Genomic DNA, 14,214 nt, shown 5'->3' with positions numbered 1-14,214 from the left:
GGCAACATAATGTCCCTGTAAGAAACAGGGAGCCCTTTCGGGCAATTCAGGCATGACTATGGATTTCGCCGTCCTTGCAATCGGCATCGGCTTCTTCGCGCTGCTGTTCGGCTATCTGCGCATCTGCGAAAGGCTTTGAGGCGTCGCCATGATGATCGAATATGTCGCTGGCGCCTTGGTTGCAGCCTTTATAGCCGCTTATCTCCTTTACGCGCTCATACGACCGGAGCGGTTCTAGGCCGATCTCCGGCCAAGCCCGCGTAACCGGCAGCCTTTCAGGCCTCGGAAAAGACCATGACAATCAATGGATGGATTCAGATCCTCGTTTTTTGCGGGATCATCATTTTGCTCGTCAAACCGCTCGGCGGCTACATGACGCGCGTTTTCGGCGGTGAACGGACGCTCCTTTCACCTGTACTCGTTCCGGTCGAGCGGGGGCTTTACCGCCTCGCAGGCACAACCGAACGAGAAGAACAGCACTGGACAACCTATGCTGCTTCCCTGCTATTGTTCAATCTGGCCGGCTTTTTGCTGCTTTACATGCTGCAACGGTTTCAGGGCTCTCTGCCCTTCAACCCGATGGGTATGAGCGACGTCCCGGCGGACCTGGCCTTCAACACCACCGCCAGTTTTGTTACCAACACCAACTGGCAGAACTATGGTGGCGAAAGCACCATGTCCTACCTGACGCAAATGGCAGGACTGACGGTACAGAACTTCGTCTCGGCTGCTACTGGCGTTGCCATCGCCATTGCACTCATTCGTGCATTCTCGCGCAAATCCATGAAGACGCTCGGAAATTTCTGGGTCGATCTTACACGATGCACACTCTACCTCCTTTTGCCCTTGTGCATTATCCTCACGTTGGCTTTCGTCAGCCTCGGTGTGCCGCAAACAATTGGTGCTTATGCCGAAGCAACGACGCTGGAAGGCGCTAGACAGGTGATCGCGCTTGGGCCGGTTGCCTCGCAGCTCGCCATCAAGATGCTCGGCACCAATGGCGGCGGTTTCTTCAATGCCAATTCCGCGCATCCTTTTGAAAACCCGGATGCCATCTCCAACATGATCCAGATGGTTGCGATCTTCGCAATCGGCGCTTCGCTTACCAACGTCTTCGGGCGAATGGTCGGCAACGAACGTCAGGGTTGGGCAATCTTTGCTGCGATGGGCATATTGTTCGTCGCAGGCGTTGCAATCTGCTACTGGGCAGAAGCTGCTGGTAATCCCCTCATCCATGCACTCGGTGTTGATGGTGGCAACATGGAAGGCAAGGAGACACGTTTCGGCATCGCAATGTCCGCGCTCTTCGCCGTCGTTACCACCGCGGCATCATGCGGTGCCGTGATCGCCATGCATGACAGCATGATGGCACTGGGCGGAATGATCCCCATGATCAACATGATGCTGGGCGAGATCATCATCGGCGGCGTAGGTGCAGGCTTCTACGGTATCGTCCTGTTTGTTGTCGTTGCCATTTTCGTTGCCGGGCTGATGGTTGGACGCACGCCTGAATATCTGGGCAAGAAGATCGAAGCCAAGGAAGTGAAAATGGCGATGCTCGCCGTTCTCTGCCTTCCGTTATCAATTCTGGGTTTTACCGCCATAGCGTCCGTTATTCCAACAGGGCTGGCATCGATCGCCAATCCCGGACCACATGGTTTCTCGGAAATTCTCTATGCCTATACCTCCGGCACAGCGAATAATGGTTCGGCCTTCGGCGGCCTCTCCGGCAATACGCCGTGGTATAACATCACCATCGGGCTTGCCATGCTGATGGGCCGGTTTCTCGTGATCCTGCCTGCCATGGCGATCGCCGGTTCGCTTGTCGGCAAGAAAGCTGCACCGCAATCTGCAGGCACCTTCCCGACGACAGGGCCGCTTTTCGTGGGCTTGCTGATCGGTGTCATTCTTGTGGTTGGAGGCCTGATATTCTTCCCGGCGCTGGCGCTCGGCCCCATTGCCGAACACCTCGCAATGATCAAGGGGCAGATGTTTTGATGCTCAAACCCTCAAGCTGCATTCTCTCGATCCTTCTGGCAACGACCGCACTCCTTCTCGCGGTTCAGCTTGCCGGATTGATCTGAGCTTTCCGAACGGAAACGTAATTTTACTGGAGCCTCTGTTATGAGCCAGTCCAAATCCGCGAGCATTCTTGATGCCCGCATCCTTTTACCCGCCATCGGCGATGCCTTTCGTAAGCTCAACCCCAGGAGCCTTGCGCGCAATCCGGTGATGTTCGTGGTTGCCGTCGTTTCAGCGCTTACAACTTTGCTGCTGCTGAAGGACGTCGCTACCGGCAATCCCGATGTCGGCTTTTCATTCCAGATCGTCTTGTGGCTGTGGTTCACAGTTCTGTTTGCGAATTTTGCCGAAGCCGTCGCAGAAGGCCGAGGCAAGGCACAAGCAGACTCGCTGCGCCGGACACGAACGGAAACACAAGCTAAACTTCTAGACAGTCCCGAGGGACCAAACTGGAAAAGTGTGCCGGGAACGAGCTTGAAAGTTGGCGATATCGTTCTAGTGGAAGCCAATGACATCATCCCTTCAGACGGTGAAGTCATTGAAGGTGTCGCATCCGTCAATGAAGCCGCCATTACCGGCGAATCTGCGCCTGTCATCCGTGAATCTGGCGGCGACCGCTCTGCCGTTACAGGCGGAACACAAGTTCTGTCCGACTGGATCAAGGTGCGCATCACCGCCGCACAGGGTTCCACCTTCATCGACAAGATGATTAGTCTGGTGGAAGGTGCCGAACGCCAGAAGACACCCAACGAGATCGCACTCAACATTCTGCTTGCAGGCATGACGCTGATATTCGTGCTCGCCGTTGTTACGATCCCTAGCTTTGCGACTTATGCAGGCGGTTATATCCCCGTCACGGTGCTGGTTGCGCTCTTCGTCACCCTGATCCCGACGACAATCGGCGCCTTGCTTTCTGCCATTGGCATCGCAGGCATGGACCGCCTCGTACGCTTCAACGTGCTTGCCATGTCCGGTCGTGCGGTCGAGGCAGCGGGTGATGTGGACACGCTTCTGCTTGACAAGACCGGCACGATCACTCTTGGCAATCGTCAGGCGACCGCTTTTGTGCCAGTCAATGGCGTAACCGAGCAAGAGCTTGCCGATGCAGCGCAACTGGCCTCGCTTGCCGACGAAACGCCCGAAGGTCGTTCCATCGTCGTGCTGGCCAAGGAAAAATACGGTTTACGTGGGCGTGACATGCAAGGTCTTCACGCGCATTTTGTACCATTCACCGCGCAAAGCCGCATGAGCGGCGTCGATATTGAGGGTTCCGTCATTCGCAAAGGCGCTGTGGATGCTGTGCTTGCCTATGTGGGCCAGAATAGCCACGCCGATGAAAGAACACTGTCGGAACTACAGTCTATCGCTGACACAATCGCCAAGGCTGGCGGCACACCGCTTGCCGTCGCTAAAGATGGCCACCTTCTCGGTGTCGTGCACCTGAAGGACATCGTCAAAGGCGGCATCCGCGAGCGCTTTGCCGAATTGCGCCGGATGGGTATCCGCACTGTCATGATTACCGGCGACAACCCTATGACCGCAGCAGCCATCGCTGCCGAAGCAGGTGTGGATGACTTTCTTGCGCAGGCAACGCCAGAAAACAAGCTGTCGCTTATCCGAGAGGAACAGGCGAAGGGGAAACTTGTTGCAATGTGCGGAGACGGTACAAACGACGCCCCTGCCCTTGCTCAGGCGGATGTCGGCGTGGCCATGAATACCGGCACGGTTGCCGCGCGAGAAGCAGGCAATATGGTCGATCTTGATAGCGATCCCACCAAGCTCATTGAAATCGTTGAAATCGGCAAGCAATTGCTGATGACACGGGGAGCGTTGACGACCTTCTCCATCGCCAATGACATTGCAAAATATTTTGCGATCATTCCGGCTATGTTTCTGGCTTTCTATCCTCAGCTTGGCGCGCTCAATATCATGGGGCTCTCCACGCCGCAGAGCGCCATCCTGTCGGCCATCATCTTCAATGCCCTGATTATTGTGGCTCTGATCCCGCTTTCGCTGAAAGGTGTGACCTACAAGCCGGTCGGTGCAGGTGCGCTCCTCTCGCGCAATCTTCTGATCTACGGCCTAGGCGGCGTCATCGTGCCATTCATCGGCATCAAGGCCATCGATATGGCCATTACCGCCCTTGGCCTCGCATAAGGATTAACAAAAATGCTGAAACAACTTCGTCCAGCACTTGTCATGATCGTTTCGCTCACTGTCATAACCGGGTTGCTCTACCCGCTCGGCATGACCGGTATCGCCCAGGCAATCTTCCCCACTAATGCCACTGGCAGCCTGATCGAAAAGGACGGTACAATCATTGGTTCCGAGTTAATCGGACAGGGTTTTACCGGTGACCGCTATTTTCACGGTCGCCCATCTGCGGCAGGGCAAAACGGTTATGACGCCGCGAGTTCTGGCGGGTCCAATCTCGGCCCAACCAATCCAAAACTCATTGAACGAATTAAAGCTGACGTCACCGCCCTGTCACAAGATGAAGGTTCAGCACCACCACCGATTGACCTTGTGACAACATCCGCAAGCGGTCTCGATCCGCATATTTCACCGGAAGCAGCTTTCTATCAGGTGCCGCGTGTCGCAAAGGCGCGCGGGATCGATGAAGCCGCACTGCGAGAGATTGTTGAGCAACAAGTTGAAGCTCGTGAGCTCGGATTTCTTGGGGAACCGGTGGTCAATGTTCTGAAGCTGAACCTTGTTCTGGACAGGACCAGCACCAAGTAGAATAACTGGCGGCGGCATGATTTGCCGCCCTTCCTTTCAGGAGTTTTATTTGACATCGGACCCGCTTCGCTTCGGCGAGAACAGACCTTCTCCCGATGCTCTGCTTGAACAGGCGGAACGCGAAACGCGTGGCCGCCTGAAGATATTTCTCGGTGCCGCACCCGGTGTTGGTAAAACCTATGAAATGCTGATGTCCGGTCGCGCGCGTAGAGCTGATGGCATAGATGTCGTCATCGGCGTTGTGGAAACACATGGTCGAGTGGAAACCGAAGCGTTGACGGAAGGGCTTGAGATTATTCCGCGTGCGCAAGTGGCCTATCGCGGGCATCTCTTGGATGAAATGGATATCGATGCGGTGCTGGCCCGCAAACCACAACTGGTTCTTGTGGATGAACTGGCACACACGAATGCACCGGGCAGCAGACACCCCAAACGTTATCAGGATGTCGAGGAAATTCTGGCGCGCGGGATTGATGTCTATACGACGCTCAACATCCAGCATGTCGAAAGCCTAAATGATGTTGTGGCACAGATCACGCGTATCCGTGTGCGTGAAACAGTACCCGACAGCATCATTGACCGTGCCGACGACATTGAGCTTATCGATCTCACGCCGAATGATCTCATCAAACGTCTTAATGAAGGCAAGATTTACCTACCAAAGACCGCGAAACGAGCGATCCGCAATTACTTTTCTCCCGGGAATCTGACCGCGTTGCGTGAATTGGCGCTGCGCCGCACCGCCCAGCGTGTCGATGAGCAACTGCTCAGTCACATGCGCGCCCATGCCATTGAAGGGCCATGGGCCGCAGGCGACCGCATATTGGTTGCGGTCGATGAACGCCCCCGTAGTATATCGCTGGTTCGCTATGCGCGTCGGCTTGCGGATCGTCTTCGCGCACCTTGGGCGGCCATCCATATAGAAACGGCACGGTCTGCGGGGCTTACTGAAGAAGCAAAGGACAGGCTTGCAACGGCATTGAGGCTTGCCGAACAGCTCGGCGGGGAAACCATCATCATTCCCGGTCAATCCGTCGCCGAAGACATTGTTCGCTACGCTTCAACACACAACTTTACCCAGATCGTCGCCGGAAAATCGATAAAATCGCGCTGGCGTGAGATGATTGACGGCTCCATCGCACGAGAACTGGTGCGGCTCTCCGGCGCCATCGATATTCACATAACGGCAGGTGTCGACTATGAAAACGGGGAGGCCCCTCGTAAGGTAAAGACCGCCAATCAGAAGGCAACGCCCGACATCACGCCCTATCTGATCGGTATGGTGATGACAGGAATAGCGCTTGTCACCGGCTTGCTGCTCGACCAGTTTCTGGATGTGCGCAGCATAGCACTGGTGTTCGTTGTCGGCGTTCTTGGTGTTGCGGTCACCCTTGGTCTGTGGCCAGCGCTTTTCGCATCCGTACTTAGCGCTTTCGCCTATAATTTCTTCTTTCTTTCTCCCCTCTACACGCTTTCCATCGCCGATCCTGAAAGTGTTGTGGCGCTGGTTTTCTTCCTGTTCGTGAGTTTCATTGCCAGCAATCTGGCAAGCCGGGTCCAGCGGCAGGCTGCAGCGGCACGGCAACGTGCACGCATGACGGAAGATCTATATCTCTTCAGCAAAAAGCTGGCAGGGACTGGCTCGCTCGATGATGTGTTATGGGCCACCGCATTCCAGATCGCATCAATGCTCAAGGTGCGGGTCGTGATCCTTCTCCCTGAAGGAAACAGTATAACGGTCAGAGGTGGTTATCCGCCTGATGACACTCTGGATGACGCCGATATCGCTGCAGCACACTGGACCTGGGAACACGACCTTCCCGCTGGGCGTGGTGCCAATACTTTGCCGGGTGCCAAACGACTCTATCTGCCTCTCAAAACCGCCAGAACATCAGTTGGCGTCATCGGCCTCGACAATGATCGCATGGGACCTATCCTCACGCCTGAACAACAGCGTCTCTTCGAGGCTTTGGCCGATCAGGCCGCAATTGCCATCGAACGCGTTCAGCTTGTCGGTGATGTGGAGCGAGCAAAACTCGCCGCCGAAGCTGACAAATTGCGTTCGGCCCTGCTCACCTCAATCTCACACGATCTGAAGACCCCGCTGGCGGCAATTCTGGGCGCAGCCACGACCTTGCGCGACTATTCCGGCTCATTGCCAGATACAGACCGTTCCGATCTCGTTGCAACCGTGGTAGACCAATCAGAGCGCTTGAACCGCTTCATCGCAAACCTCCTCGATATGACGCGGATTGAAGCGGGAGCGATGAAGCCCAATCTGTCGCTTCACTACGTTGGTGATCTTGTCGGAGCAGCGCTCAATCGTGCAGCCAAGATTCTGGTTCATCATCAGGTCAACATTGCCGTTCCAGCTGATTTGCCTATGGTTCAGCTTGATGCCGTTCTGTTCGAGCAGGTCTTGTTCAATTTGTTCGACAATGCAGCGAAATATGCCCCCGAAAACACACCGATTACAATTAAGGCTCATGCTGCTCCGTCTCGTATAACACTGGAAATCAGTGATCGGGGTCCAGGTATTCCACCCGGTGATCTGGAGCGCGTGTTCGATACGTTCTATCGTGTGCGTAAAGGTGATCACGTGCAGGCCGGTACCGGATTGGGGCTTTCAATCGCTCGCGGTTTCATCGAAGCAATGGGGGGCTCTATTCGGGCCGGAAATCGGCATGAAGGCACCGGTGCCGTCTTTACAATCGCTTTGCCCGTCCCAGCTGATGAAGTTGACAGGAACTCATGAACGATCCGAAACTGAAAATTCTTGTTGTCGACGATGAACCAGCCATCCGCAAACTGTTGCGGGTCGGACTGACGACGGAAGGCTACACCGTCGTCGAGGCCGTGAATGGTGGCGAAGCCGACGAGCGCATTACGACGGAAAAGCCCGATATCGTGGTACTTGATCTGGGCCTTCCTGACACTGATGGGCATGCGCTGCTTCAACGCTGGAGAGAAACCGGCGTGACCTTGCCTATTCTCGTCCTCTCAAGCCGAACCGACGAAGCGGGGATTGTTCGTGCACTTGAAGAAGGAGCCGATGATTATGTCCCGAAACCTTTCGGTATGAAGGAACTTGCCGCGCGTTTGCGTGTCGCGTTGCGGCACAGGTTGCAACAGCAGGGAGAAAAGCCACTTTTCCAGAGTGACGGCCTAACCGTCGATCTTGTGCGCCGTATTGTGAAACTCAATGGTGAAGAAATTAAACTGTCGCCGAAGGAATACGATATTCTCCGTCTTCTCGTGCAGCATGCCGGAAAAGTGCTGACGCACCATTTCATTCTCAGCCAGGTCTGGGGGCCGGCGGCTGATGTGCAATATCTTCGCATCTATGTCCGCCAGCTGAGACAGAAGATTGAAAAATCCCCGGATCAGCCGCATTATATCCTAACCGAAACAGGCGTCGGCTACAGGCTGCGCGAAGCTGATCCAGCTCCCTGAGGCAGCCGGAACCAAGGCTTTGCGAAAGCGTTGTTTGCCAAACAACCCAGAGAATTTCCAGTTTAAATTGAACTGCTGGAAATTCTCTATCTCTTTGTTTTTACGCATTATCCTACGCAAAACCACTTCGCACTTTTGCTGGAAATGCTCTAGGTAACGGAGGCAAGCGTGGTCGAGCTGGTCAACAATATCGACAATCTGGAGTTTATAATCGCCAAAGCCCGGGAGTATGACGTTCAGGTTCCCGCAACCGATGAAGAATCCGGGTCAAATGCCAGCGATGACAATGAAGTTGATATTCTCGACGCCTCACTGGCAAATCCCACCCGCAAGGAACTTTTTGCGGCTATCCGGTCCCTAAACATAGATGAGCGGCAGGAACTGCTCGCTTTGATGTGGGTTGGACGCGGCGATTTTAGTGCAGAAGAATGGGATGAAGCTCTTGCAACCGCGGCTGATCGCGACAATGGCCGTGAAGCCAAATATCTCATAGGCACACCGCTTCTCGGAGATTATCTGGAAGAAGGACTGGTTGCCCTGGGTTTTGATGTTGAAGCCTACGATAATGAATAAGAAAAATTGATGTTTCCATGCACCCTTCTGTTTTGACGCTGCCATGTCCCGGCATTAGTGTCGAAAGCAAATCGGGTTGGCTTATGCTGAACTCGAACATTCAGCGCGACGGAGGACAGCACGATGCTTCAGAAAAACCTCGACCAGAAAACAGACTTCTATATCGATGGAGCGTGGCGCGCTCCGATAGAAGCCAAGACCATTGAGGTCATCAACCCCGCCAACGAAAAGCCTTATGCCGTCATCTCTGCCGGTTCCGCAAAAGACATCGACCTGGCGGTCGCAGCCGCACGCAAGGCTTTTCTGTCCTGGAGCGAAACCCCGGCGGAAGAACGCATCGGTTACATCCGACGGTTAGTGGAAATTTACGAAACCCGTCTGGAGGAAATGGCCAAGGCAATTTCACTCGAAATGGGTGCACCGATTACACTTGCGCGGGAATCGCAGGCAGCGGCAGGCCTCTCGCATACCAAGGCTTTCATTGCGGCCTTTGAAAACTTCGAGTTCGAAGAGATCCTTTCTCCGAAACACCCGAACCAGACGGTCGTGCGCGAACCAATCGGTGTTTGCGGCCTCATTACGCCGTGGAACTGGCCGATGAACCAGATCGCGCTGAAAGTTATTCCAGCACTTGCGGTCGGCTGCACCGTCGTCCTGAAGCCGTCCGAGATTGCGCCGATGTCGGCCATGCTCTTTGCCGAATTTGTGGATCAGGCAGGTTTCCCGAAAGGCGTTTTCAATCTCGTCAATGGTGAAGGCACCGTTGTTGGCGAAGCCTTGTCGCAACACCCAGATGTCGACATGATGTCCTTCACCGGCTCGACCCGCGCCGGAACGGCAGTTTCGCGAGCAGCAGCAGCAACGGTAAAGCGCGTTTCGCTGGAGCTTGGTGGCAAATCGCCGAACATCGTTTTCGCCGACGCCGATCTTGAAAAGACTATGGCACGCAGCCTTGCGCATTGCTTCGAGAATACCGGACAGTCCTGTAATGCGCCGACGCGCATGCTCGTGGAGCGCTCAGTTTACGACAAGGCAGTAGACCTCGCGAAAAAGATAACAGAAGGCACGAAGGTCGGCGACCCGGCAAAGGAAGGCGATCACATCGGCCCGCTTTCCTCCTCAATCCAGTTCGAGAAAGTTCAACACCTGATCCAGAAGGGCATTGATGAAGGTGCACGGCTTGTTGCGGGTGGTACGGGACGTCCCGACGGGTTCACCGAAGGTGATTTCGTCAAGCCAACCGTCTTTGCCGATGTAAACAATGACATGACGATTGCTCGCGAAGAAATCTTCGGACCGGTGCTTGCAATGATCCCGTTTGATACCGAAGAAGAAGCCGTCGCCATTGCCAACGACACTCCATACGGGCTTGCAGCCTATATCCAGACCGGTAGTCCGGAACGCGCAAAACGCGTGGCTCACAAATTGCGCGCTGGCATGGTGCAGATCAACGGCACATCGCGTGCACCGGGAAGTCCGTTTGGCGGCTACAAGCAATCAGGCAATGGCCGCGAGGGCGGCAAATGGGGGCTGGAAGACTTCATGGAAGTAAAGCTGATCAGCGGTTGATCTTTATACTACGACAATAAAAAGCGCCGGTTAGCGGCGCTTTTTAGTTTTTTACTTGATACTCAAGCTTTCTCGATAACGCGAATGCGATGGTCCCCGCCTATATCGATGAATTGTGTCCGTGGCGGCACTTCATGAACATCGTGCGTGCCAAAGCTTTCGGGGTAGAATGCATAACCTTCCGGTGCTTGCGGTGGGCTTGTATCGTCGAGCAGCCGACCGCCCGTCAATTCCGTCATCGGATCGGGAATGGCCGAAATCAGTCTCCGTGTATAGGGATGCGTCGGGTTCGAGAATATCCGATCCCACGGTCCGCTCTCAACAATCTGCCCGAAATACATAACCGCCACACGGTCGCTCATATGCTCTACGACACTCAGATCATGGCTGATCATGATATAAGAGAGACCGAGCCGTTCTTTCAGTTCCAGCAGCAGATTGATGATCTGAGCCCGGATCGAAACATCGAGCGCCGAAACAGGCTCATCAAGCACGATAACTTTCGGATTGAGCAGCAGCGCGCGTGCTATGCCGATGCGCTGGCGTTGCCCACCCGAAAACTCGTGCGGAAAACGCTTTGCCTGCTCGGGCTTCAAACCGACAAGACGCAGAATTTCCTCGACGCGCCCATCGACTTCGCTGCGCGAGGTCACACCGTGAAGTCGCAAGGGCGCCGCCAGGGACGTATAGACTGTCTGGCGCGGATTGAGTGAAGCGAACGGATCTTGAAAGACCATCTGCGCCATCTTTGCTCGTTCCAGCCGCGACGGTTCGTCCTTTCCGGTGATCGGTCGTCCTTCAAAATAGATTTGCCCGCTCGTCGGCTTTTGCAAGCCGACGAGGGAGAGTGCAAGCGTAGATTTACCGCAACCGGACTCTCCAACAATCGAAAGACACTCGCCTTTGTTGAGGGTCAGGCTGAGATTGTTGACGGCACGCAGCAATTGCTTTGAGCGACTGAAAATGCCGCCGCTCACCGGGAAGTAAACGCAGACATCGTCGATGCGGACCAATGGTTCTGCTAGTTTGGCTGAATGCATGTCATTCATGATGGAAACACCTCACCACACCGGCATCTTCAAGTGGCGTCCAGCCCGGTTTTTGCGCACGGCAAATATCAGTCGCGCGCGTACAACGCGGCTCGAACCTGCAGCCCTTTGGAAAAGCGGAAATGGAGGGTACCACGCCTTCGATTTCCTGCAGCCGCAACTGACCTGCTTTTTGTCGTGAGCCGAGCTGCGGTAGAGAGGCCAGAAGACCATGCGCATAAGGATGAGCCGGGTGGTGGAACAGGCCTGCTGTTATGCGCTGCTCGACTAGATGCCCAGCATACATGACCCCCACGCGACGACACATTTTCGCGATGACACCAAGATCATGACTAATCATCAGGACAGAAGTTCCTCGTGCCGTGCAAAGCTCTTGCATCAGACGAAGAATTTCCGCCTGAACAGTCACATCAAGCGCGGTCGTGGGTTCGTCAGCGATCAGCAAATCTGGATCACACGCGAGTGCGATAGCGATCATTACACGCTGGCGCATACCGCCAGACATCTGATGTGGATAGTTCTTCACACGTTGCTCTGGCGCAGGAACTTGAACACTGGCGAGCGCTTCGATCGCTTTGCGCTCCGCCTCGTGCCAAGTAGCACCTTGGTGCAGCACGAACATTTCCGCGATCTGCCGCCCTACTGGCGACAACGGATTGAGAGCAGTCATCGGCTCCTGAAAGATCATCGCTATGCGATTGCCACGCAGCTTGCGCATTTCACGCGACGACATTGACCGCAAATCCTGCCCTTTGAAGCGTATCACGCCATCCGTTATCGACAGTGGTTTGCGCAGCAATCCGATCATCGATAGTGCAGTGATGCTCTTTCCGCAGCCAGACTCTCCAACCAGTCCGAATGTCTCGCCGGCTCCGATAGTGAACGATACGTCTTCGACCACGTTATGTTTGCTCGAACCAGAAACAATATCGATCCGGAGGTTCTCTACCTCAAGAAGTGCTTGTTCGCTCATACCTTGCGTGTCCTCATATGCGGGTCGAGCCAGTCGCGAAGACCGTCCCCGAACAGATTGAGTCCAAGCACCGTGAAGAAGATGGCCAAACCGGGAAATACGGCAGCCCAAGGCGCGTTCACGATCAACTCACGCGCATCAGTGAGCATGTTGCCCCAGCTTGGATCCGGTGGACTGATCCCAAGACCAAGATAGGAAAGTGCTGCTTCTGCGAGAATTGCGTCGCCCATTCCAAGAGTGCCGATAACGAGGATCGGTCCGATCATGTTTGGCACGATCTGCGTGATCATGATGCGGGCATCGCTATAGCCAAGCATCTTGGCAGCCTGAATATAGCCCTGCTTCTTTAGTGAAAGGGTCGAACTGCGCGCAATGCGGCAAGTCCAGGACCAATTCGTCAGGCCAAGCGCGAGCAGAAGGCTTGGCAAACCGGGGCCGAGGACCGCCATAATTGCCAGCGCGAAGATCAGCGACGGAATTGCCAGCATGAGATTAGTGAGACCATTGACGAAATCATCCCACCAACCGCCGAAATAACCGGCAGAAATGCCAAAACACAGACCAATAACCGTGTTGATGCATTGCGAGACGACACCAACGGTCAAAGACACTTGCGCACCATAAAGGATGCGCGAATAAACATCACGACCCTGGGCATCAGTGCCAAACCAGAACTGTGCGTCAGGCGGCAATTCAGCATTCATCAAATCAGCGTCGAGAACCGGATTATAGTGCGCCAGCAACGGCGCAAAGACGGCTGCTGCAACGATGACGATACACACGAACCCGCCGAATACGAGATTGAAACGGAGCTTCATGGGCTTACTCGTGGCTTATGCGCGGGTCGATAACCGCGTAGAGAATGTCAACGATCGTATTGATGACCAAAAACCACAACACGATTACGAGAATTGCCCCCTGCACCACGGGAATGTCGCGCAGCGAAACGCTATCGATCAGCAAGGAGCCAAGGCCCGGCCATGAGAATAGCTTCTCCACCACCACGGCCTGCCCCATCATCGATCCGAATTGCAAGCCGATTGTCGTGATAATCAGCACCAGCGCATTGCGCATGACATGCCATTTCACCAGGCGAAAGCTGCTCATGCCTTTAGAGCGGGCGGTACGAATGAAATCAGCGCCCATCACTTCAAGCACGGCTGCACGCGTTGTTCTTGCCAGCAACGCCAATGGCGCAACACCCAACGTCAGCGCAGGCAAAATGACGTTTCTGATGCCTCCATCGCCATAGCCGAAACTCGGCAGCCATCCGAGTGTCAGTGCGAAGAGATACATGGCCAGCAGGCCCAGCCAGAACTGTGGTAGCGAGAGGCCCGAGACTGCGCCTATCATCGTCACACTGTCGAGAAGGCTTCCGGGTTTAAGTGCCGCGAGAAACCCAAGCGGTACGCCTATCAGGATCGCAAACCCCATAGCCGCAAAAGCGAGCTTCAATGTTGGCCACATGCGCTCCTGAATAAGCGAGACAACCGGCTGTCTTGATCGATAGGACGTACCAAGATCAAACTGTGCCAGTTGAACCAGATAATTGCCGAAACGCACATGGACAGGCTTGTCGAGGCCAAATTCCTGAGTGATCTTTTCGACCATCTTCGGGTCGTTCATGCCCTTACCATTGGCAATTAGGCCAGAAGCGATGCTGCCCGGAACAACACTGAAAATGATGAAGATCAGCAGTGATACAGCGACGACCGTCGGTATCATCTGCAAGACGCGCCGAAAAATAAAATAGAGCACACGGTCCTCCTTTCGGATCAGCGTAAACTACGCTGGAGCAAAGGGGATCAGTGGCCCGCCCGATAACGAGCGGGC

The 14,214-nt window shown here is 54.8% G+C and carries 12 protein-coding genes; 8 read left to right on the top strand and 4 right to left on the bottom strand.

Features of this window, described 5'->3' with window-relative positions; all coding sequences use genetic code 11:
• Positions 1–148 precede the first annotated feature (148 nt).
• The 8 genes from kdpF to AC1RHM_RS12650 all read left to right on the top strand — a co-directional run bounded on the left by kdpF (position 149) and on the right by AC1RHM_RS12650 (position 10,359).
• Positions 149–238 carry a K(+)-transporting ATPase subunit F gene (gene kdpF / locus AC1RHM_RS12685; RefSeq protein ID WP_036578495.1) on the top strand — a complete coding sequence of 30 codons (90 nt, stop codon included), beginning with the start codon at positions 149–151 and terminating at the stop codon, positions 236–238.
• 56 nt (positions 239–294) lie between these two features.
• Positions 295–1,998: a potassium-transporting ATPase subunit KdpA gene (kdpA, locus tag AC1RHM_RS12680; RefSeq protein WP_010658962.1), complete on the top strand. Its 1,704-nt coding sequence runs from the start codon at positions 295–297 to the stop codon at positions 1,996–1,998.
• A gap of 126 nt (positions 1,999–2,124) precedes the next feature.
• Positions 2,125–4,179: a potassium-transporting ATPase subunit KdpB gene (gene kdpB, locus AC1RHM_RS12675; RefSeq protein WP_010658963.1), complete on the top strand. Its 2,055-nt coding sequence runs from the start codon at positions 2,125–2,127 to the stop codon at positions 4,177–4,179.
• A gap of 12 nt (positions 4,180–4,191) precedes the next feature.
• A complete protein-coding gene (gene kdpC, locus AC1RHM_RS12670; protein WP_010658964.1) occupies positions 4,192–4,764 on the top strand; it encodes a potassium-transporting ATPase subunit KdpC in 573 nt (190 codons plus the stop codon).
• Positions 4,765–4,813: 49 nt separating this feature from the next.
• Positions 4,814–7,519 carry a DUF4118 domain-containing protein gene (locus tag AC1RHM_RS12665; protein ID WP_029375982.1) on the top strand — a complete coding sequence of 902 codons (2,706 nt, stop codon included), beginning with the start codon at positions 4,814–4,816 and terminating at the stop codon, positions 7,517–7,519.
• Positions 7,516–8,217: a response regulator transcription factor gene (locus tag AC1RHM_RS12660; RefSeq protein WP_010658966.1), complete on the top strand. Its 702-nt coding sequence runs from the start codon at positions 7,516–7,518 to the stop codon at positions 8,215–8,217. Before AC1RHM_RS12665 ends, AC1RHM_RS12660 begins: the two co-directional genes overlap by 4 nt.
• 168 nt (positions 8,218–8,385) lie before the next feature.
• The gene (locus AC1RHM_RS12655) at positions 8,386–8,790 is read left to right on the top strand and encodes a DUF3775 domain-containing protein (RefSeq protein WP_010658967.1); all 405 of its coding nucleotides are present in this window, start codon (positions 8,386–8,388) and stop codon (positions 8,788–8,790) included.
• A 123-nt stretch (positions 8,791–8,913) separates the two neighbouring features.
• On the top strand, positions 8,914–10,359 hold the full coding sequence (locus AC1RHM_RS12650) for an aldehyde dehydrogenase family protein (protein ID WP_010658968.1): 1,446 nt from the start codon (positions 8,914–8,916) through the stop codon (positions 10,357–10,359).
• Positions 10,360–10,421: 62 nt separating this feature from the next.
• Here the strand turns inward: AC1RHM_RS12650 and AC1RHM_RS12645 are convergent, their stop codons facing one another.
• From AC1RHM_RS12645 to AC1RHM_RS12630, 4 genes are read right to left on the bottom strand one after another with little or no spacing between them, the layout of a single operon-like run.
• Positions 10,422–11,408, bottom strand: coding sequence for an ABC transporter ATP-binding protein (locus AC1RHM_RS12645; protein WP_010658969.1), 987 nt, complete (start codon positions 11,406–11,408; stop codon positions 10,422–10,424).
• On the bottom strand, positions 11,401–12,381 hold the full coding sequence (locus AC1RHM_RS12640) for an ABC transporter ATP-binding protein (RefSeq protein ID WP_010658970.1): 981 nt from the start codon (positions 12,379–12,381) through the stop codon (positions 11,401–11,403). The genes AC1RHM_RS12645 and AC1RHM_RS12640 overlap by 8 nt, the downstream gene beginning before the upstream one ends.
• Positions 12,378–13,199, bottom strand: coding sequence for an ABC transporter permease (locus AC1RHM_RS12635; protein ID WP_010658971.1), 822 nt, complete (start codon positions 13,197–13,199; stop codon positions 12,378–12,380). Before AC1RHM_RS12635 ends, AC1RHM_RS12640 begins: the two co-directional genes overlap by 4 nt.
• Before the next feature lie 4 nt (positions 13,200–13,203).
• Positions 13,204–14,139, bottom strand: coding sequence for an ABC transporter permease (locus tag AC1RHM_RS12630; protein WP_010658972.1), 936 nt, complete (start codon positions 14,137–14,139; stop codon positions 13,204–13,206).
• Between the last annotated feature and the right edge of the window lie 75 nt (positions 14,140–14,214).

The organism is Brucella sp. GW823-FHT04E01, from assembly GCF_058796175.1.
Note: the sequence above shows the minus strand (reverse complement) of the source record. Positions and strands in the feature narration are given on the sequence as shown.

What these genes read in the sequence shown, in the direction of transcription:
- kdpC (WP_010658964.1), top strand. Translation starts at nt 4,192, where the DNA reads ATGCTGAAACAACTTCGTCCAGCACTTGTCATGATCGTTTCGCTCACT.
- AC1RHM_RS12640 (WP_010658970.1), bottom strand. Translation starts at nt 12,381, where the DNA reads ATGAGCGAACAAGCACTTCTTGAGGTAGAGAACCTCCGGATCGATATT.
- AC1RHM_RS12645 (WP_010658969.1), bottom strand. Translation starts at nt 11,408, where the DNA reads ATGAATGACATGCATTCAGCCAAACTAGCAGAACCATTGGTCCGCATC.
- kdpF (WP_036578495.1), top strand. Translation starts at nt 149, where the DNA reads ATGATGATCGAATATGTCGCTGGCGCCTTGGTTGCAGCCTTTATAGCC.
- AC1RHM_RS12650 (WP_010658968.1), top strand. Translation starts at nt 8,914, where the DNA reads ATGCTTCAGAAAAACCTCGACCAGAAAACAGACTTCTATATCGATGGA.
- AC1RHM_RS12635 (WP_010658971.1), bottom strand. Translation starts at nt 13,199, where the DNA reads ATGAAGCTCCGTTTCAATCTCGTATTCGGCGGGTTCGTGTGTATCGTC.
- kdpB (WP_010658963.1), top strand. Translation starts at nt 2,125, where the DNA reads ATGAGCCAGTCCAAATCCGCGAGCATTCTTGATGCCCGCATCCTTTTA.
- AC1RHM_RS12660 (WP_010658966.1), top strand. Translation starts at nt 7,516, where the DNA reads ATGAACGATCCGAAACTGAAAATTCTTGTTGTCGACGATGAACCAGCC.
- kdpA (WP_010658962.1), top strand. Translation starts at nt 295, where the DNA reads ATGACAATCAATGGATGGATTCAGATCCTCGTTTTTTGCGGGATCATC.